We start from the raw sequence: 16,994 nt of genomic DNA, 5'->3' as shown, positions 1-16,994 counted from the left end.
TTTGCTGCAGGAGCCAAGCTTGCTGGCGATGAAGGCGCCGCGATGTGTCTGACACACCGCTATCGCGCGCAAGCTGCGCTCCTACAGGGGGTCCCGGTTACTTGGGTTCGTCGGTTTTCTTCTTCAACTTGGGGTTGGGGAAGAACTGCACCGACTGCACCTTGGCATCCGCCACCTTGAGGGCCGCGGTGTTGACCCGCGTGCTCAATTCCTTGGGTACCGACAGTCCCTGCTCATTCAAGGTGTCGGCGTAGCCGCAGGCCACGCACTCGCGATGGGGCACGTCGTCTTCGCTCCACATCATCAGCTTGTCCTGCTCACTGCACGCCGGGCAAACCGCACCGGCGATAAAGCGTTTCTTGGTCTTCACGGGGGCTTCACTCATGCTGCCGCGTCCTCGCTGAGGCCGCTGTGGCGCAAGAGTGCGTCAATCGACGGGGTCCGTCCGCGGAAATCGACGAACAGCACCATCGGCTCCTGGGAACCGCCACGGGCCAGGATCGCCTCGCGGAAAGCACGACCGGTCGCGGCGTTGAGCACACCTTCTTCCTCGAAGCGCGAGAAAGCGTCGGCCGACAGCACTTCAGCCCATTTGTAGCTGTAGTAACCCGCGGCATAACCACCAGCGAAGATGTGGGCGAAGCTGTTAGGGAAGCGGTTATAGGCCGGTGGACGCATCACCGAGACTTCATCGCGCACGGTTTCCAGCACCTGCAACACATTGCGGCCATCGCCGTGGCTGGCGTGCAGTTCGAAGTCGAACAGCGAGAACTCCAGCTGGCGCACCATCATCATTCCGGACTGGAAGTTCTTGGCCGCCAGCATCTTGTCCAGCAGGTCCTGGGGCAAGGCGTCGCCGGTCTCGTAGTGACCGGAGATCAGCGCCAGGCCTTCGGGTTCCCAGCACCAGTTCTCCATGAACTGGCTCGGCAGCTCCACGGCATCCCAGGCCACGCCATTGATCCCGGAGACGCCGGCATGCTCGATGCGGGTCAGCAGGTGGTGCAGGCCGTGGCCGAATTCGTGGAACAAGGTGGTGACTTCATCGTGGGTCAGCAGCGCTGGCTTGCCGGATACGGCCGGAGTGAAATTGCACACCAGGTTGGCCACCGGGCTCTGCAGCGCGCCGCCAGCGGTACGCCGACGGTCGCGGGCACCGTCCATCCAGGCACCGCCACGCTTGTTGGCGCGGGCGTAGAGGTCGAAGAAGAAGCGGCCGACGTGCTGGCCGTTTTCCTTGATCTCGAACAGGCGGACATCCGGGTGCCAGGCGTCGAAGCCCTTCTGCTCGGCGATCTCGATGCCGTACAGGCGCTGGACGATAGTGAACAGGCCGGACAGCACCTTGTCGATCGGGAAGTAGGCGCGCAGGGCTTCCTGGGACACGCTGTAGCGCTGCTCACGCAGCTTCTCGCCGTAGAAACCGCTGTCCCAGCTTTGCAGGTCAGGGCAGCCTTGCTCGGCGGCATAGGCCTTGAGCTGTGCCAGGTCCTGGGCGGCGAACGGCTTGCTGCGCTTGGCCAGGTCCCGCAGGAAACCCAGCACCTGGTCGCTGGACTCGGCCATCTTGGTGGCCAGGCTCAGCTCGGCAAAGTTGGCAAAGCCCAACAGCTTGGCCAGTTCCTGGCGCAGGTCGAGGATCTCCTGCATCACCGGGCCGTTGTCGTGCTGGCCGGCGTTGGGGCCCTGATCGGAAGCCCGGGTGCAGTAGGCCGCGTAGACCTCTTCACGCAGGGCACGGTCCTGGGCGTAGGTCATGACGGCGTAGTAGCTGGGGAACTCCAGGGTGATCAGCCAGCCGTCCAGGTCCTTGGCCTGGGCCGCGGCGGCCATCTGCGCCTTGGCCGAGTCGGTGAGGCCAGCCAGCGCCGCTTCGTCGGTGATGTGCTTGGTCCAGGCCTGGGTGGCATCGAGCAACTGGTTGGAGAAGCGACTGCCCAGCTCGGACAACTTGCTCTGAACTTGCGCGTAGCGCTTCTGCTGCTCCGGCGGCAGGTCGATACCCGACAGGCGGAAATCACGCAGGGAGTGTTCGAGGATGGTCTTTTGCGCCACATCGAAACCGGCCGCCTCCGGGCTCTTGGCCAGGGCGTCGAAGGCCTGGAACAGCTCGCGGTTCTGGCCCATCTCGGTGGAGTAGGCGCTCAATGCCGGCAGGCAGGCCTCATAGGCGTCGCGCAGTTCGGCGCTGTTGCACACGGCATTGAGATGGCTGACCGGGCTCCAGGCAGCGCCCAGGCGATCGTTGAGTTCGTCCATGGCCAGCACCAGGCCGGCCCAGGTCGGCGCAGTGGCCTGGGTCTTGAGGATCTCGGCGATGGCGGCGCGGTTGTCAGCCAGGATCTGTTCGATGGCCGGTTGTACGTGTTCGGCGCGGATCGCCGAGAACGGCGGCAGGTCATAGGGCTGCAGAAGAGGGTTGTTCACACTCACGGTGGGCACCTTGGCTGGAAGAAACATGCTTGGGAAACGTAGCACCATCTTAATTACAATCGACCGCCATGGCAGCTATAGACCCCATTAATAAATCTCAGGGAGGCACCCGCACTTGGCTATTCGCACCTATCAGGCCCACACGCCGAAACTCGGCGAACGGGCCTTCGTCGACCACTCGGCGGTGGTCATCGGCGACGTCGAGATCGGCGCCGACAGCTCGGTCTGGCCCCTGACCGTGATCCGCGGCGACATGCACCGCATCCGCATCGGCGCCCGCACCAGCGTGCAGGATGCCAGCGTGCTGCACATCACCCACGCCGGCCCGTTCAACCCCGAGGGTTTCCCGCTGTTGATCGGCGATGACGTGACCATCGCCCACAAGGTCATGCTCCATGGCTGCAGCATCGGCAGCCGGGTGCTGATCGGCATGGGCAGCATCGTCATGGACGGTGCGGTGGTGGAGGATGACGTGATGGTCGGCGCCGGCAGCCTGGTCCCCCCCGGCAAGCGCCTGGCCAGCGGCTTCCTCTACGTCGGCAGCCCAGTGAAACAAGTGCGCGCCCTGACCGACAAGGAACGCGCGTTCTTCACCTACAGCGCCGGCAACTACGTGAAGCTCAAGGACCAGCACCTGGCCGAAGGCTACGACCGGCCCTGATCAACCGTTGCACAGCCCAGGAATTCCCATGCATTACCAAACCGTATTGTTCGACCTCGATGGCACCCTCACCGACCCCCGCGAAGGCATCACCCGCTCGATCCAGTTCGCCCTGGGCAAGCTGGGCATCGACGAACCGGACCTCACCAAGCTCGAACACTTCATCGGCCCGCCGTTGCTGCAGGCCTTCATGCAGTTCTATGGCTTCGACGAAGCTCGGGCCTGGGACGCGGTGAATTTCTATCGCGAACGCTTCAAGGTCACCGGCCTGTACGAGAACCGTGTCTTCGACGGCGTCATGCCGCTGCTCGAGACCCTCGGCGGCCAGGGCCGGCAGCTGTACATCGCCACCTCCAAACCCTGGGTGTTCGCCCGGGAGATCGCCCGCCACTTCGACTTTGCCAAGCACTTCAAGGTGATCTACGGCAGCGAGCTGGACGGCACCCGCACCGACAAGGTGGAGCTGATCGCCCACCTGCTGGAGCAGGAACGCCTGGACCCGGCCGACACCCTGATGATCGGCGACCGCAAGCACGACCTGATCGGTGCGAGGCGCAACGGCCTGGACGCGGCAGCGGTGGGTTACGGCTTCGGCAGCCACGAGGAACTGAGCGCCGAGGCACCGGCCTATCACTTCCAGACCCTGGAGCAACTGCACCAGGCCTTCCTGCAACGCTGAACCGAGCGCATCGCGGGCCAGCACGCCAACCCGTGGCCAACCCGTTACTCGCGGGGCTGGTGAAACGGGTTGGCGACTCTGCGCTTTGGGATGCAATCTGGATTTGACGATCCGGCCTCATCGCGGGCAAGCCTGGCGCCTACGAAAGCAAACGTATTGCTTGGCGTATTTCTAGAGGCCACCCATCAGGGCTTTGAGCGCCGCCTTGCGCTTATCGGCCGGCTGGCGGCCGAGCTTTTCAACCGCCGCGTAGAAGGCCGGCCAGTCGCCGTGCACCTCCTTGAACAGTGCGGCGAACGCCGGCACCCACTGGTCGTACAGACCGAAAGGCAGGAGCCGGGCGTTGTTCATGGGGGCGTCGATCCAGGCGTCGTAGCGATTGGCACCGGCCCATTGGCTGTCCCGTAGGTGGCGATAGTCCTGGCGCATCCGCTCGAACTCCAGGGCCTTGCGCTGGCGCATCTGCTCGGCGGGCAGGGGCAAGGCATAGAGCTGTTCCAGGCGCTTGCGGGTGTCGAGCACCAACTGGGTCAACTGGTCGCGCTGGCGCAATGCGTTATCGGTGGACGCAGGCAACCCGCGATAGGCGCGCCACTGCCGGGTGCCTTCCTGCTCGACGAAAGTGGCGAAGGACTCGTTGAACTCGGTGTCGTCCTTCACATAGAAGCGCTGATGGGCCAGTTCGTGAAAGATCAGGGTGGCCAGGCGCTCGTCGCCCCAATGGGTCATCGAGCTGATGATCGGATCGTCGAACCAGCCCAGGGTGGAATAGGCTTCGACCCCGCCGATGGTCACGTCCATGCCCTTTTGCTGCAACAGCGCCGCCTCGCCCCGGGCCGCTCCCTGGCTGTAGTAGCCGCGATAGGCCACGCAACCGGCGATGGGGAAACAATGGGTTTGCGGGGCCAGGGAAAACTCCGGCGTGGCGAACACATTCCACACCACGTATTGCCGGCCGATATCGACGTACAGCCGATAGCTGCGGTTATCCGGCAGGTGCAAGTGCTCGCTGGCGAACGTGCGGGCCTGCTGCGACTGGGCCAGGTGGGCACGCAGGGTGGCATCGCGGGATGGATCGGCCAGCACCTGGGCCACAGGTACGCGCGAGCGCAGCAACTGCCATTGGCCACTGGCCAGCTGGCTGTAGTAGCCAGCACTGCTGCAACCGTTGAGCAGTAAAAGCACCAGGGGCGGAAACCAAAAGCGCAAAACGCGATCAAGTACCCCATGGCTTGGACACGGCCTATTCAAATCGAATCATCCAGAGAGAGTCTGCCCGCAAGACTATCTCGCCTGCCTGGAGTTTCGCCATGCGCGTGTTGCTGCTGACCACCGGTTTACTGGCCCTCAACGGTTGCGCGGGCCTGCCCGACCCTGACCCGACGCAAGCCTGGATCGACCTCGCCCCACCCCGGGACACCCAGCTGCAAGCCCTGAAAGTGGATGCCAAAGGCGCCGAGGATCCACGTTACTTCCAGGTCCAGCCGGGCAGCCATGAGCTGATCCTGCGCTACCAGTTCGCCGTGGCGCCCGGCAACATCGGCGGCGATGCCGAGGAACCGTTGTGGCGCGACTGTCGGTTGAACGTGAAATTCGCCGGATTCAACGCTGGCCAGCGTTATCAGGTGCGCGCCGGCAATATCGGCTTCCATCCCTGGGCCAGGCTCTACGACGAGCAGCACACCCTGCTGGGCAAGGCGCAACCGGCAGGCTGCCAGCGCAGCTGATCGGCGTTATGCTGGAAGCCCCCTCTCCGACCTGGCTTCCTTACGTCATGCGCCTGCCCCTGCTGGTCCTTGCCTTTGCCACCCTCACCGCCTGCAGCACGCCGCTGCCCAGCGTCGACCCGCAACAGGCCTGGATCGACCTGGCCACCCCGGTGCCCGGTGGCAAGCTGATCATGGCCGAACGCCTGGATAACCAACGCCTGAGCGATGGCCGGTTCTTCCAGGTCACTCCCGGCAGCCACGAACTGATGGTGCGTTTCGATTTCGAGGTGTTCGCCGGCGGCATGGGCATGACCACCGACCCACAAGAGCGGCTGTGCTACCTGAGCCTGCGCTATGACCACTTCCAGGCCGGCCAGCGCTACCGGCTGGAAGCCCGCAACCTGGCGTTCACCCCCAGCGCCCGGCTGTACAACGCCCAGCGCGAGATCGTCGCCGAGGAGCGGATGGTCAATTGCGTGCCGTGAGCCGCTTCAGCGATCGTTCTTCTGGTAGATGATCTTCTTGGTGCCGTTCTCACAGCTGCCGACCACCATGTTGTCGTCGTGGACCTCGTCGTTGGTGACGATTTCCAGGGTGTAGGAGGAGACGCCCCGGGCCTGGATCTTGGCTTCGATCTCGGCCTTGAGTTCCTCGCAGGGCTTGGGCGCGGCCAGGGCCGATGTGGCCAGCGCACAACTTGCTACCGCCAAGGCAAAACGTTTCATGATTGCAAACTCCCTTGATGCGGCGCGTGCGAACGCACACTCAAGCCGCAGTCCGGTATTCGACCACATTTTCCATGACCCGGTTCTGAACTGGCGCACAGCCTGGGCGTGCCGGCTCCCGATGCAGGAACCGGCGACCACGGTCAGCCGAGCAGGGTCGCGTCCAGCGTGATGCTGGCCTTGAGCACCTTGGATACCGGGCAACCGTCCTTGGCCTTGCGGCTCAGCTCGTCGAACTGTTGCTGGCTGGCCCCCGGGATCCTGGCCTTGAGGACCAGGTGCACCGCAGTGATGGCAAAACCGCCATCGACCTGGTCCAGGGTCACCTCGGCCTGGGTATCGATACTCTCGGCCTTGAGCCCGGCCTCGCCGAGGATCATGGAAAACGCCATGGAGAAGCAGCCGGCATGGGCCGCGCCGATCAGTTCTTCCGGGTTGGTTCCCCTGCCGCCTTCGAAACGCGCCTTGAAGCCGTAGGGAGCCTCGCGCAGAACCCCGGTTTCAGTGGAGATCGAGCCGATCCCGGTTTTCAGGTCGCCTTCCCAATGGGCCGAAGCCTTTTTCTTGATAGCCATCTGTCTCTCCTCAACGCCGCGGCACGGGAGCGCACCGCCATGATTTCCCGCATCTCAAGGGTTGTGAGGATAGATGCCACGGTAAAGTTCAGCCGGTGTGAGCGGACCATTTACCCGACAAATTCACTCTGGCTATTGAAACTCGGGTATATGCCCACATTGCATAGGTCTGACTTACAAACTTCGGCAGGTTTTGGCCCATGACAAAAGCCTGCACATCCAAGGAGACGCAGGCTTATGAAACCGCTGTCCGCTGTGAAGTTCTCGACCCTCGACCTGGTGCCCGTGCGTGAAGACGCCAGCCCGGCCCAATCCCTGCACAACTCCCTGGACCTGGCCCAGCATGTGGAGAAGTTCGGCTATACCCGGTTCTGGGTCGCCGAGCACCACAACATGGACGGCATCGCCAGCTCCGCCACTTCGGTGCTCATCGGCTACCTGGCCGGTGGCACCTCGACCATCCGCGTCGGCTCTGGCGGGGTCATGCTGCCCAACCATGCGCCGCTGGTGATCGCCGAACAGTTCGGCACCCTGGAAAGCCTGTACCCGGGCCGCATCGACCTGGGCCTGGGCCGTGCCCCGGGCTCGGACCAGATGACCGCGCGAGCCCTGCGCCGCGAGCGTTCCGGCAGCGCCGACGACTTCCCCGAGGACGTGGCCGAGTTGATGGCCTACCTGGGCCCGCGCTCCCCGGAGCAGCGGGTGATCGCGATGCCCGGCACCGGCAGCAATGTGCCGGTATGGCTGCTGGGCTCCAGCCTGTTCAGCGCGCAGCTGGCCGGGGAGCGGGGCCTGCCCTACGCCTTCGCCTCGCACTTCGCACCGCGCTACATGCATGAGGCGATCCGTGTGTACCGCAATCACTTCAAGCCTTCGGCGGTGCTCGACAAACCCTACGTGATGCTCGGCGTACCGCTGGTGGCCGCCGATACCGACGAGCAGGCCGACTACCTGGCGACCTCGGTGTACCAGCGGATCCTCGCCCTGATGCGCGGCCAGAGCCTGGTCCAGCGCAAGCCGGTCAAGAGCATGGACGGCCTGTGGCTGCCCCATGAGAAGGAAGCGGTGGGCAGTTTCCTCGGCCTGGCGATGATCGGCAGCCCGGCGAAGATCCGCGCCAAGCTGGAAGTGCTGGTGGAACAGACCGGCGCTGACGAGCTGATCTTCACTTGCGACCTCTACGAGCACGCCGACCGCCTGCACTCCTACGAGCTGCTGTCCCAGGTGATGAAGGGCTGAGCAGGCCTGGATCGCGGGCACAAAAAAGCCGACGCTTGGCGTCGGCTTGGTTTTTTCTGGAGGCTACAAGGGATCAACCGCGCTTGTAGACAATCTCCTTGGTACCGGCTTCGCAGGAGCCGACCACCTTGCCATCCGCCGCAGCGCCCTTGTCGACCACTTCCAGCGAGTAGTGGGCGACGCCCTTGGCATCGAGCTTCGCGGCAATTTCGCCCTTGAGCTCCTCGCATGGCTTGCCGGCAGCAAGGGCAGTTCCCGCAAGACTGAACAAAGCAGCAGCTAAAACTAGTTTTTTCATCGGTCACATTCCCTGGTCGGATCAAAAGAGGCGGCGTGGACGCCAGCCTGACAGAGGCTCAAGACAGTTGTAGCGCTTTGCCATTTCCTATGGCACTCGGCCAGCGCACAAGTTCCAGAGCCTAGCTCAAGCCCTCAACTATTGGCAATGCGGAAGCCGACCTTGAGGGTGACCTGGAAATGCGCCGCCTTGCCGTCCTTGATATGGCCACGGGTCTCGGTGACTTCGAACCACTCCAGGTGCTTGATGCTCTTGTGCGCCTCGGCCAGCGCGTTATTGATCGCATCTTCGATGCTGTTGGGCGAAGAACCGACCAGTTCGACCTTCTTGTAGGTGTGATGATCACTCATGGCACTCTCCTTTTCCGTTGATGAACTAAAGCCTAGCAGCGATTGCCTGGAGTACTTGTGACGCCTTGTCTCAGGGGCAATTCAGATTTTCTGCACTTTCCCAAGGCCGTGTAGTCGGAACCTACACACCCCATCACCCCGTTGCAGGAGAGCCCACATGGCCAATTCGTCGTTACGCAAAGCCTCGCTGGAAAGTATGGAAGCCGAGATCGAGAGCCTGCTCAAATCCCTGGAAAGCCTCAAGGATGATGCTTCCGAGGAGTCGCGCAAAACCCTCAAGACGCTCAAGAGCAATGCCGAAAGCGCGCTGAAACACTCGCGCAGCCTGCTCAGCGATGCCTATGAAGAGGTCAAGGTGAAAACCCGCGAGACCGGGATCGCCACCCGCGACTACGCCCAGGAACACCCCTGGACCACCGCCGGCGTCGCCGTCGGGGCCATTGGCCTGCTGGCCGCCTACCTGTTGTGCAAGCGCAACAACTGAGTCCAGCGCCCCACAGCAGAACTCAAGCCGGCTGGCGCAGCTCGGTCTTCAACCACTGCGCCAGCTGCCGGGCGCGCCCGTCGGCGGCGCGCTTGGGCGACCATAGCGCCAGCTGTCCCGGGGTATCGCAAAAACCCCAGGGCGCCACCAGCCGACCCGCCAGCAAGTCCTCGGCCACCAAGGGTTCCGGGGCGATCGCCACCCCCAGCCCGGCCACCGCCGCCTCCAGCAAGTAATACAGATGCTCGAACCCCTGGCCGTATTTCAGTGCCTCGGGGGCAATGCCGTTGCGCCGTGCCCAACTGGGCCAGGCCTGGGGTCGGGAGGTGGTGTGCAACAGCGGCTCGGCCGCCAGGGCCGCCGCCGGGGCCTGGTGCAGGCGCGGATAACCAGCGTAGCGCGGGCTGAGCACCGGGCCGATGCGTTCGCTGGCCAGCTCATGCACCTGCATGTCCGCCGGCCAGGGCGGCTCGGCGAAAACCAGCAGGGCATCCAGCCCTGGCCGCCGTGGGTCCAGATCGCCTTCGCCGGCGGACAGGTGCAGGCGCAGGTCCGGCAGGTCGGCATTCAGCCGGCCCAGGCGCGGAATCAACCAACGCGCCAACAGGCTGCCGGAACAACCGAGGACGAAAGGCGCATCGGCGCTGCCTTGAGTGAGCTCGGCACAGACATCCCGCAACCGCTCGAAGGCCTCGCTGCTGGCGTCCCGCAGGCGAACCCCGGCATCTGTGAGTTTAATGCCGCGTCCATCCTTGCTGAAAAGGCTCAGCCCCAAGTGTTCCTCAAGCACCTTCAATTGCCGGCTGACCGCGCCGTGGGTGACATGCAGCTGCTCGGCGGCCTGGCTGACGCTGTTCAACCGGGCGGTGGCTTCGAAGGCCCGCAGGGCATTCAGGGGGGGCAGGTCGCGGCTCATTTGACTTGTGAGTTTTCCTGACAGGTTGTGGCGATCTTATCGGTTTTCAGGGTCCGGTGGCAGGGGTAGAGTGGGGTCCATTGTTTCCACGCTTTCTTCCACGAATCCATCCGGGAGCGCTCCAATGACCCAGTCCCAATTGCGTAATGGTCCTGACGAAAACGGCCTGTTCGGCGGGTTCGGCGGCCGTTATGTCGCAGAAACCCTGATGCCGCTGATCCTCGACCTGGCCCGTGAATACGAAAAGGCCAAGCAGGACCCCAAGTTCCTCGAAGAGCTGGCCTATTTCCAGCGCGACTACGTGGGCCGTCCCAGCCCGCTGTACTTCGCCGAGCGCCTGACCGAACACTGCGGCGGCGCCAAGATCTACCTCAAGCGTGAAGAGCTCAACCACACCGGCGCGCACAAGATCAACAACTGCATCGGCCAGATCCTCCTGGCCAAGCGCATGGGCAAGCAGCGCATCATCGCCGAGACCGGCGCCGGCATGCACGGCGTGGCCACCGCCACCGTGGCCGCGCGCTTCGGCCTGCAATGCGTGATCTACATGGGCACCACCGACATCGAGCGCCAGCAGGCCAACGTGTTCCGCATGAAGCTGCTGGGCGCCGAGGTGATCCCGGTCGTGGCCGGCACCGGCACCCTCAAGGATGCGATGAACGAAGCCCTGCGCGACTGGGTAACCAATGTCGACAACACCTTCTACCTGATCGGCACCGTGGCTGGCCCCCACCCGTATCCCGCCATGGTCCGCGACTTCCAGGCAGTGATCGGCAAGGAAACCCGCGAGCAGATGCAGGCCCACGAAGGTCGCCTGCCGGACAGCCTGGTGGCATGCATCGGCGGCGGCTCCAACGCCATGGGCCTGTTCCATCCGTTCCTCGATGACCAGGGCGTGCAGATCATCGGCGTCGAGGCCGCGGGCCACGGCATCGAGACCGGCAAGCACGCCGCCAGCCTCAACGGCGGGGTGCCTGGCGTACTGCACGGCAACCGCACCTTCCTGCTGCAGGACGACGATGGCCAGATCATCGACGCCCACTCGATTTCCGCCGGCCTGGACTATCCCGGCATCGGCCCGGAACACGCCTGGCTGCATGACATCGGCCGGGTCGAGTACACCTCCATCACCGATACCGAGGCCCTCGAGGCATTCCACCAGTGCTGCCGCCTGGAAGGCATCATCCCGGCGCTGGAGTCCTCCCACGCCCTGGCAGAAGTATTCAAGCGCGCACCCAACCTGCCCAAGGAGCACCTGATGGTGGTCAACCTCTCGGGCCGTGGCGACAAAGACATGCAGACCGTGATGCACCACATGCAACAGTCCCAGCAGGAGAAACACTGATGAGCCGCCTGCAAACGCGCTTTGCCGAACTCAAGGAACAGAACCGCGCCGCCCTGGTGACCTTCATCACCGCCGGTGATCCGAACTACGACACGTCCCTGGCGATCCTCAAGGGCCTGCCGGCCGCTGGCGCCGACGTGATCGAACTGGGCATGCCCTTCACCGACCCCATGGCCGACGGCCCGGCGATCCAGCTCGCCAACATCCGAGCCCTGGGCGCCAAGCAAAACCTGGCGAAAACCCTGCAGATGGTCCGCGAGTTCCGCGTGGACAACAGCGACACGCCGCTGGTGCTGATGGGCTACTTCAACCCGATCCACCACTACGGCGTACCGCGCTTCATCGCCGATGCCAAGGCTGCCGGGGTCGATGGCCTGATCGTGGTGGACATTCCGCCGGAACATAACAGCGAGCTGTGCGACCCGGCCCAGGCCGCGGGCATCGATTTCATCCGCCTGACCACGCCGACCACCGACGATGCGCGCCTGCCCAAGGTGCTCGATGGCAGCTCGGGGTTCGTCTACTACGTGTCGGTGGCCGGGGTGACCGGCGCCGGGGCCGCGACCCTGGAACATGTGGAGCAGGCCGTGGCCCGCCTGCGCCGGCATACCGACCTGCCCATCAGCATCGGCTTCGGCATCCGCACCCCGGACCAGGCCGCGGCCATCGCCCGCCTCGCCGACGGCGTGGTAGTGGGCTCGGCGCTGATCGACCACATCGCCAGCGCCGAAACTCCCGCCCAGGCCGTGGACGGTGTACTGAGCCTGTGCTCGGCGCTGTCCGAGGGCGTGCGCAAGGCCCGGCTCGGCTAAGACCGGGCCCGCAGCGAAAAAGGGTTCCAGGAGCAGTCCTGGAACCCTTTTTTCATTGCCGGGCGCCTCAGAACACGCTCAGGTCCAGAGGCCGCAGCGCGCCCATCCAGATCGCATGGTCGGTGTGATCCCGTAGCTCATCGCCGGTTTCCGGGTGCAGGAACACCACCAGCCCCTGGCGATTGAGCGCCAACCAGGGCACCACCTGGCCGAACAGTTCCGGCCCGAAGGCCAGCTGGCAGCTCCAGTCCGGATGTGGCCCGACTTGCCGCTCGTGGACCCGGCCCATGCGCAGGTCGAACAAGTGCGCCGCCTGCTCGCACAAGGCCCGGGCCTGGTCGATGGTGCTGGCGTCAAAATAGACATGGGCGTGATAGCCCTTGATTCGTTGCATGCAAACCCTCGCGATAAAAGACGAACCCTCAGGACCCGCCACAGGTCACAAGCCTACCTGTAGTAAACAAGGAGGCCCGGCCATGAAAAATGCCGAAACCCCAGTGGTCAAGCTGGCGCTCTATGGTGCCATGAGCAGCCTGGGCAGTGCGCTGATGGCGGAGAGCCTGAGGCGCCAGCATGAAGTCATCGCCATACTCGACGATCTCACCGCCCTGGCCCCGCGCCCAGGCTTGCGCACCAAGGGCGGCAACCTGTTCGATGCCCACGGCGTGCAGCAGAGCGTAGCCGGCTGCTCGGCGGTGATCTGCCTGCTGGATGCTCCCGGCCTGCCGGGCAGTGCGATCCCGGGCAGGATCGCCGATCCGCTGGCCCAGGTGCAGGCCGCCGATGCACTGGTTGCAGGCCTGCAGGCCGCCCAGGTGCAGCGGCTGGTCCTGGTGGGGAATTTCGCGATTCTCGACGATCCGCCCGCATACACCAGCCTGCCCCATCACGCTGCCGGGGAGATCCTCGAGGCCCTGCACAGCAGTCCCCTGGACTGGACCCTGGTCAACGCCCCGCGCTCCGTGGCCGGGCTGGGCATCGAACACTTCAACCAGGTAGGGGACAGCCTCGAACCCGGGCTCGCCGGACTCCTGCGGCGGCTCAACGGCGTGGCCGTGGGCATCAATGACGAGCTGCATCTGAATCTGCACCTGCGCGAGCACGTGGAGTTCGTCGGCATCCACGAAAACGCTTGATGCTCAGGACTGGTGGGCCAGGGTCGCCGCCACGTCCAGCAGCTGTCGGCGCAACCACAGATGGGCCGGATCGGCATCGTTGCGCCCATGCCAGATCGCCAACAGTGGCGAGGGTTCGACCGCCAGCGGCAACGGCCGTTGGCACAGGCCCAAGCGCTGCTCCAGGTCCCGGGCCAGGGGTTGCGGCACGATCGCCACCAACGGCGACTGCTCCAGCAATTGCGGCAGCACCAGGGAGTGGGGCAGGGTGACCTTGTACCGGGGCCGGCGGTCGATCGCCGCCATGGCCTGCTCCAGTTGCTGGCGATGGAACATCTCCGACTGCCGGGCAATACCCCGCTCGAGGATGTAGCCGTTGACCGCGCCTTCCTCCTGGCCACCGACCGAGAGGATCACCAAGGGGCAGTCCGCCAGCGCCTGTAGCGTCACCTGCGGCAACTCGAGCAGCGGGTGATCGGGGCACATCAGCAACACATCCCGCTGCTCCCACAGGCAGGCGCTGTGCACCCGGCTCGGCAGCTCGGCGAACATGCCGATGGCCAGGTCGATGCGCCCGACATCGATCTGTTCGGCCAGGTCCAGGCGGGTCGAGGGCCGGACCACCAGATCCACCCCCGGCGCCTGCCGGGCCAGGCGCTGCAGCAATGGCGCCAGCAGCACCGAACTCAGGTAGTCGTTGCTCGCCAGGGTGAAGGTGCGCACGGCGCTGGCCGGGTCGAAGGCCTCCACGCCCACGGTGCGCTGGATGCTCAGCAGCGCCTCGCGCAAAGGGCCGGCGATCGCCTCGGCCCGGGCCGAGGGCTGCATGCCCCGGGCGGTGCGGATGAACAGCTCGTCCTGCAGGGATTCGCGCAGCCGGGTCAGGGCATGGCTGACCGCCGACTGGCTCAAGTGCAGGCGTTTGCTGGCCAGGAGGATGCTGCGGTCCTCATAGACGGCAGCAAAAACCCGCAGCAGGTTGAGGTCGAAACGGGGGAGGCCGGGCACTTCGTCACGGAGCATATTGCATATCCTGCAGGAGGCTATTGCGGATTGTTCGCTTGCCGCCAGGGGCGGGCGCGGGCAACTTTAGCAGCATCCGACAAGCAACCAGAGCGCCTCGAAAACCATCGCGGCGCTCACGCTGGCGGCTTGCCCGACGTTTGCTGCAAACCCTTTGGGAGCGATGGTTTCCAGGGCCTTGCAGCCGCCATGGAAGACCACCCTGGAACCGCACATGAGCCCACCCTGCAACCGACCGCTCGCGCCGCCCGACACCACCGATCTCAATGACATTCCTGCCAGGGACTGGGTCGCGACCCGGCTACCCCGCACCTGGCAACCCTATGCCCGGCTGATGCGCCTGGACCGCCCCATCGGCACCTGGCTGACCCTGCTGCCGGCCCTGGCCGCGCTGCTGCTGTCTGCCGGACGAGTCCCGGAGGTCCGCCTGGTGCTGGTATTTACCCTGGGCGCCCTGCTGATGCGCAGTGCCGGTTGCAGCATCAACGACATCCTCGACCGCCGCTTCGACGCCCAGGTCAACCGCACCCGCCAACGCCCACTGGCCAACGGCTCGTTGAGCCTGCATCAAGCGCTGGCCTGCCTGGGCATCCAGTTGCTGCTGGCGGCGGCCCTGCTGTTGACCCTGCAACCCCTCACGGTGCTATTGGCCCTGTGCTGCCTGCCCCTGACCCTGATCTATCCACTGCTCAAGCGCTTCACCCACTGGCCCCAAGCCTTCCTCGGCGCGGTGTTCAACTGGGGCGTGCTGATGGCCAGCGTAGAGACCACCGGCACCCTGCAACCCAGTGCCCTGGCGCTGTGGCTTGGCTGCCTGTTCTGGCAACTGGGCTACGACACCCTGTACGCCTACAGCGACCGCGAAGACGACCTGAGAATGGGCCTGCGCTCCACCGCCACGCTGTTCGCGGGGCACGGCAAGGCCTGGATCGCCAGCTTCTACGCCACGACCCTGGTGTGCTGGGGCATAGCGGGAGTCCTGGCCGGGGCCAGCCCCGGGTTCTTCATCCTGCTGTTGCCCATTGCCCTGTCCCTGGCCTACCAGCTCGGCCAGTTCAGCCCGGATGATCCCGGCCCCTGCAACCAGCTGTTTCGTAGCAACTGCCACATTGGCGTCCTGCTGCTGGCCGGGGCCTCGGTGGCCATCGTCTAGCCACGGCTTTGGCCATACCCGCAACAACCACGACCTCCAACCCCACAAGGACTTGTCATATGCCTGCCCGTTCGCTCGCCCCAAGAAACGCCTCGCCAGCCCCACGCCCCCTGCCGGACCAGTGGGCCGCACTGCTGCTACGCCTGGCCCTGGGCACCATGTACATCGCCCATGCCTTGTTCAAGATCCTGGTCCTGGGCTGGCCCGGGGTCATCAAGCTGTTCAGCCTCACCGGCATGCCCGAGTGGATGACCTACCCGGCCGTCGCCGCGGAACTGCTGGGCGGCTTGCTGCTGATCCTGGGGATCGGCGTGCGCTGGGTGGCCCTGGCGCTGCTGCCGATGCTGCTGGGGGCCATTGCCTTCGTCCATGGCGCCCACGGCTGGATCTACACCAGCCCAGGCGGTGGCTGGGAGTACCTGGCCTTCCTGGCGGTGGTATCGCTGGCGCTGGCATGCCTGGGCAATGGCGCGCTGTCCCTGGCAGAGCTGTTCAAGGCCCCCGCTAAAGGGCAATGGATGGTAACGCCAGCCCCTTGAGGGTCTGGGCGCTGGCGGCCTGCTCGGCCATCAACCAATCGACGAAGCGCTGGATCAACGGCCCCCGGCGCTTACGCTGGGGCAGCACCACGTAATAGCCGTAGCTGGAGATCACCGTCTCGGCGATAGGCCGGCACAACAGGCCCTGGGCCAGCAGGTCGTCCACCAGGTGGCGCCAGCCGATGGCCACGCCCTGGCCACCGATCGCCGCCTGGATCAACAGGGTGTAGTTATCGAAGCGCAACTGCCCCGGCGCTGGCGCGGAGGCGATACCCAGTTCGCGAAACACTCCGCTCCAGTCGAACCAGTGGCTGCTGGCCTCGCCGCGCAAGTGCAGCAATGGCAATTGCAAAAGCGCTTGGGCGGGCAGGGGCAAGGTGCGCTCCTTGAGCAATGCCGGGCTGCACACTGCGAACACTTCTTCGTTGAACAGCCAGCGGCTTTCCCCATGCTTGAAGCGCCCATCACCGAACAACACCGCCACGTCGATATCGCTGCGCAAGGTGGCGTGGCTGCGTTCGCTGGTCACCAGGCTGACATCCACCTGCGGGTTGGCGGCATGGAAACGGTGCAGGCGCGGCATCAGCCAGTAGGCCGCGAAGGCAAAGTCCGTCGCCACTTGCAGCACCTCATGCTGGCGCTGCTGGCCGATGGCATTCAAGCCCGCCTCGATGCACTGCAGGCCGGCCTGTACGTGCTCCAGCAACAGGGAGCCCGCCTCGGTCAGTTCGATACCACGGTAGATCCGATCGAACAGGCGCACCTCCAGTTGCTCCTCCAGGCGCTTGATCTGCTGGCTGACGGCGGGCTGGGTGGTACCCAGCTCTACCGCTGCGGCAGTGAAGCTATGCAAGCGGGCCGCCGCTTCGAACACTCGCAGCAGGTCCAGGGACAGGTCACCCAGGGCTTCATGCATAAGCTGTGCTTATCCTAGTCAT

Annotated in this window: 22 protein-coding genes and 1 pseudogene; 12 read left to right on the top strand and 11 right to left on the bottom strand. The window is 64.8% G+C overall.

All coding sequences use genetic code 11. The features are described from left to right. Window positions 1-97: 97 nt before the first annotated feature. Together I9018_RS00330 and prlC are read right to left on the bottom strand one after the other, a co-directional pair. Window positions 98-385, bottom strand: a complete 288-nt coding sequence (locus I9018_RS00330; RefSeq protein WP_068578077.1) for a YheV family putative zinc ribbon protein — start codon at window positions 383-385, stop codon at window positions 98-100. Next, the gene (prlC, locus tag I9018_RS00325; protein WP_241108463.1) at window positions 382-2,460 is read right to left on the bottom strand and encodes an oligopeptidase A; all 2,079 of its coding nucleotides are present in this window, start codon (window positions 2,458-2,460) and stop codon (window positions 382-384) included. Before prlC ends, I9018_RS00330 begins: the two co-directional genes overlap by 4 nt. An 88-nt stretch (window positions 2,461-2,548) precedes the next feature. On the opposite strand from prlC, the gene I9018_RS00320 reads away from it, so the two are divergent. The 3 genes and pseudogenes from I9018_RS00320 to I9018_RS00310 all read left to right on the top strand — a co-directional run. Next, entirely contained in the window at window positions 2,549-3,094 is a 546-nt protein-coding gene (locus I9018_RS00320; RefSeq protein WP_068578075.1) for a gamma carbonic anhydrase family protein, read from the top strand. A gap of 28 nt (window positions 3,095-3,122) precedes the next feature. Continuing rightward, complete coding sequence (locus I9018_RS00315) at window positions 3,123-3,773, top strand: HAD family hydrolase (RefSeq protein ID WP_068578073.1); 651 nt, start codon at window positions 3,123-3,125, stop codon at window positions 3,771-3,773. A 20-nt stretch (window positions 3,774-3,793) separates the two neighbouring features. Then, window positions 3,794-3,880 (top strand): annotated as a pseudogene (locus tag I9018_RS00310) (transposase); the annotation flags it as partial. Window positions 3,881-3,944: 64 nt separating this feature from the next. Here I9018_RS00310 and I9018_RS00305 read toward each other — a convergent pair. Beyond that, window positions 3,945-5,024 carry an aminopeptidase gene (locus I9018_RS00305; RefSeq protein WP_241108462.1) on the bottom strand — a complete coding sequence of 360 codons (1,080 nt, stop codon included), beginning with the start codon at window positions 5,022-5,024 and terminating at the stop codon, window positions 3,945-3,947. A gap of 59 nt (window positions 5,025-5,083) precedes the next feature. On the opposite strand from I9018_RS00305, the gene I9018_RS00300 reads away from it, so the two are divergent. Further along, the gene (locus I9018_RS00300) at window positions 5,084-5,500 is read left to right on the top strand and encodes a hypothetical protein (protein ID WP_068578069.1); all 417 of its coding nucleotides are present in this window, start codon (window positions 5,084-5,086) and stop codon (window positions 5,498-5,500) included. Between the two features lie 47 nt (window positions 5,501-5,547). Continuing rightward, window positions 5,548-5,967 carry a hypothetical protein gene (locus I9018_RS00295; RefSeq protein ID WP_124345400.1) on the top strand — a complete coding sequence of 140 codons (420 nt, stop codon included), beginning with the start codon at window positions 5,548-5,550 and terminating at the stop codon, window positions 5,965-5,967. 6 nt (window positions 5,968-5,973) lie between these two features. Here I9018_RS00295 and I9018_RS00290 read toward each other — a convergent pair whose 3' ends face one another. Further along, window positions 5,974-6,207, bottom strand: coding sequence for a DUF1161 domain-containing protein (locus tag I9018_RS00290; RefSeq protein WP_022642240.1), 234 nt, complete (start codon window positions 6,205-6,207; stop codon window positions 5,974-5,976). A 143-nt stretch (window positions 6,208-6,350) separates the two neighbouring features. Beyond that, window positions 6,351-6,782 (bottom strand): OsmC family protein, encoded by a 432-nt coding sequence (locus I9018_RS00285; protein WP_068578065.1) that lies wholly within the window; start codon window positions 6,780-6,782, stop codon window positions 6,351-6,353. A gap of 237 nt (window positions 6,783-7,019) precedes the next feature. On the opposite strand from I9018_RS00285, the gene I9018_RS00280 reads away from it, so the two are divergent. Then, window positions 7,020-8,021, top strand: coding sequence for an LLM class flavin-dependent oxidoreductase (locus I9018_RS00280; protein WP_241108461.1), 1,002 nt, complete (start codon window positions 7,020-7,022; stop codon window positions 8,019-8,021). 73 nt (window positions 8,022-8,094) lie between these two features. Here I9018_RS00280 and I9018_RS00275 read toward each other — a convergent pair whose 3' ends face one another. Then, window positions 8,095-8,319, bottom strand: a complete 225-nt coding sequence (locus I9018_RS00275) for a DUF1161 domain-containing protein (RefSeq protein WP_068578061.1) — start codon at window positions 8,317-8,319, stop codon at window positions 8,095-8,097. Between the two features lie 134 nt (window positions 8,320-8,453). Then, entirely contained in the window at window positions 8,454-8,669 is a 216-nt protein-coding gene (locus I9018_RS00270) for a dodecin (protein ID WP_022642236.1), read from the bottom strand. A gap of 157 nt (window positions 8,670-8,826) precedes the next feature. On the opposite strand from I9018_RS00270, the gene I9018_RS00265 reads away from it, so the two are divergent. Continuing rightward, entirely contained in the window at window positions 8,827-9,153 is a 327-nt protein-coding gene (locus I9018_RS00265; RefSeq protein WP_022642235.1) for a DUF883 family protein, read from the top strand. A 22-nt stretch (window positions 9,154-9,175) separates the two neighbouring features. Here the strand turns inward: I9018_RS00265 and I9018_RS00260 are convergent, their stop codons facing one another. Further along, window positions 9,176-10,069, bottom strand: coding sequence for a LysR family transcriptional regulator (locus tag I9018_RS00260; protein ID WP_241108460.1), 894 nt, complete (start codon window positions 10,067-10,069; stop codon window positions 9,176-9,178). A 124-nt stretch (window positions 10,070-10,193) separates the two neighbouring features. Here I9018_RS00260 and trpB point away from each other — a divergent pair, with 124 nt between their 5' ends. Beyond that, window positions 10,194-11,414, top strand: coding sequence for a tryptophan synthase subunit beta (gene trpB, locus I9018_RS00255; protein WP_241108459.1), 1,221 nt, complete (start codon window positions 10,194-10,196; stop codon window positions 11,412-11,414). Continuing rightward, a complete protein-coding gene (gene trpA, locus I9018_RS00250) occupies window positions 11,414-12,226 on the top strand; it encodes a tryptophan synthase subunit alpha (protein WP_241108458.1) in 813 nt (270 codons plus the stop codon). Before trpB ends, trpA begins: the two co-directional genes overlap by 1 nt. Before the next feature lie 67 nt (window positions 12,227-12,293). Here the strand turns inward: trpA and I9018_RS00245 are convergent, their stop codons facing one another. Further along, entirely contained in the window at window positions 12,294-12,620 is a 327-nt protein-coding gene (locus I9018_RS00245; protein WP_241108457.1) for a DOPA 4,5-dioxygenase family protein, read from the bottom strand. Window positions 12,621-12,702: 82 nt separating this feature from the next. Between I9018_RS00245 and I9018_RS00240 the strand changes: the two genes are divergently transcribed. Beyond that, the gene (locus I9018_RS00240; protein WP_241108456.1) at window positions 12,703-13,362 is read left to right on the top strand and encodes an NAD(P)H-binding protein; all 660 of its coding nucleotides are present in this window, start codon (window positions 12,703-12,705) and stop codon (window positions 13,360-13,362) included. Window positions 13,363-13,365: 3 nt separating this feature from the next. On the opposite strand, the gene I9018_RS00235 is transcribed toward I9018_RS00240, so the two are convergent. After that, complete coding sequence (locus I9018_RS00235) at window positions 13,366-14,364, bottom strand: LysR family transcriptional regulator (protein WP_241108455.1); 999 nt, start codon at window positions 14,362-14,364, stop codon at window positions 13,366-13,368. Between the two features lie 214 nt (window positions 14,365-14,578). On the opposite strand from I9018_RS00235, the gene ubiA reads away from it, so the two are divergent. Then, complete coding sequence (ubiA, locus tag I9018_RS00230) at window positions 14,579-15,517, top strand: 4-hydroxybenzoate octaprenyltransferase (protein WP_241108454.1); 939 nt, start codon at window positions 14,579-14,581, stop codon at window positions 15,515-15,517. 59 nt (window positions 15,518-15,576) lie between these two features. Then, window positions 15,577-16,056, top strand: coding sequence for a DoxX family membrane protein (locus I9018_RS00225; protein WP_241108453.1), 480 nt, complete (start codon window positions 15,577-15,579; stop codon window positions 16,054-16,056). Here the strand turns inward: I9018_RS00225 and I9018_RS00220 are convergent. Then, window positions 16,022-16,972 (bottom strand): LysR family transcriptional regulator, encoded by a 951-nt coding sequence (locus tag I9018_RS00220; RefSeq protein ID WP_241108452.1) that lies wholly within the window; start codon window positions 16,970-16,972, stop codon window positions 16,022-16,024. The two genes, I9018_RS00225 and I9018_RS00220, sit on opposite strands and share 35 nt — an antisense overlap. Between the last annotated feature and the right edge of the window lie 22 nt (window positions 16,973-16,994).

The sequence above is a fragment of the Pseudomonas sp. MPFS genome (genome assembly GCF_022537035.1).
Classification (GTDB): Bacteria; Pseudomonadota; Gammaproteobacteria; order Pseudomonadales; family Pseudomonadaceae; genus Aquipseudomonas; species Aquipseudomonas sessilinigenes.
Note: the sequence above shows the minus strand (reverse complement) of the source record. Positions and strands in the feature narration are given on the sequence as shown.

Coding starts and splice junctions, on each gene's coding strand:
- I9018_RS00330 (WP_068578077.1), bottom strand. CDS start 385: ATGAGTGAAGCCCCCGTGAAGACCAAGAAACGCTTTATCGCCGGTGCG.
- prlC (WP_241108463.1), bottom strand. CDS start 2,460: ATGTTTCTTCCAGCCAAGGTGCCCACCGTGAGTGTGAACAACCCTCTT.
- I9018_RS00315 (WP_068578073.1), top strand. CDS start 3,123: ATGCATTACCAAACCGTATTGTTCGACCTCGATGGCACCCTCACCGAC.
- I9018_RS00300 (WP_068578069.1), top strand. CDS start 5,084: ATGCGCGTGTTGCTGCTGACCACCGGTTTACTGGCCCTCAACGGTTGC.
- I9018_RS00295 (WP_124345400.1), top strand. CDS start 5,548: ATGCGCCTGCCCCTGCTGGTCCTTGCCTTTGCCACCCTCACCGCCTGC.
- I9018_RS00290 (WP_022642240.1), bottom strand. CDS start 6,207: ATGAAACGTTTTGCCTTGGCGGTAGCAAGTTGTGCGCTGGCCACATCG.
- I9018_RS00285 (WP_068578065.1), bottom strand. CDS start 6,782: ATGGCTATCAAGAAAAAGGCTTCGGCCCATTGGGAAGGCGACCTGAAA.
- I9018_RS00280 (WP_241108461.1), top strand. CDS start 7,020: ATGAAACCGCTGTCCGCTGTGAAGTTCTCGACCCTCGACCTGGTGCCC.
- I9018_RS00275 (WP_068578061.1), bottom strand. CDS start 8,319: ATGAAAAAACTAGTTTTAGCTGCTGCTTTGTTCAGTCTTGCGGGAACT.
- I9018_RS00270 (WP_022642236.1), bottom strand. CDS start 8,669: ATGAGTGATCATCACACCTACAAGAAGGTCGAACTGGTCGGTTCTTCG.
- I9018_RS00265 (WP_022642235.1), top strand. CDS start 8,827: ATGGCCAATTCGTCGTTACGCAAAGCCTCGCTGGAAAGTATGGAAGCC.
- I9018_RS00260 (WP_241108460.1), bottom strand. CDS start 10,069: ATGAGCCGCGACCTGCCCCCCCTGAATGCCCTGCGGGCCTTCGAAGCC.
- trpB (WP_241108459.1), top strand. CDS start 10,194: ATGACCCAGTCCCAATTGCGTAATGGTCCTGACGAAAACGGCCTGTTC.
- trpA (WP_241108458.1), top strand. CDS start 11,414: ATGAGCCGCCTGCAAACGCGCTTTGCCGAACTCAAGGAACAGAACCGC.
- I9018_RS00245 (WP_241108457.1), bottom strand. CDS start 12,620: ATGCAACGAATCAAGGGCTATCACGCCCATGTCTATTTTGACGCCAGC.
- I9018_RS00240 (WP_241108456.1), top strand. CDS start 12,703: ATGAAAAATGCCGAAACCCCAGTGGTCAAGCTGGCGCTCTATGGTGCC.
- I9018_RS00235 (WP_241108455.1), bottom strand. CDS start 14,364: ATGCTCCGTGACGAAGTGCCCGGCCTCCCCCGTTTCGACCTCAACCTG.
- ubiA (WP_241108454.1), top strand. CDS start 14,579: ATGAGCCCACCCTGCAACCGACCGCTCGCGCCGCCCGACACCACCGAT.
- I9018_RS00225 (WP_241108453.1), top strand. CDS start 15,577: ATGCCTGCCCGTTCGCTCGCCCCAAGAAACGCCTCGCCAGCCCCACGC.
- I9018_RS00220 (WP_241108452.1), bottom strand. CDS start 16,972: ATGCATGAAGCCCTGGGTGACCTGTCCCTGGACCTGCTGCGAGTGTTC.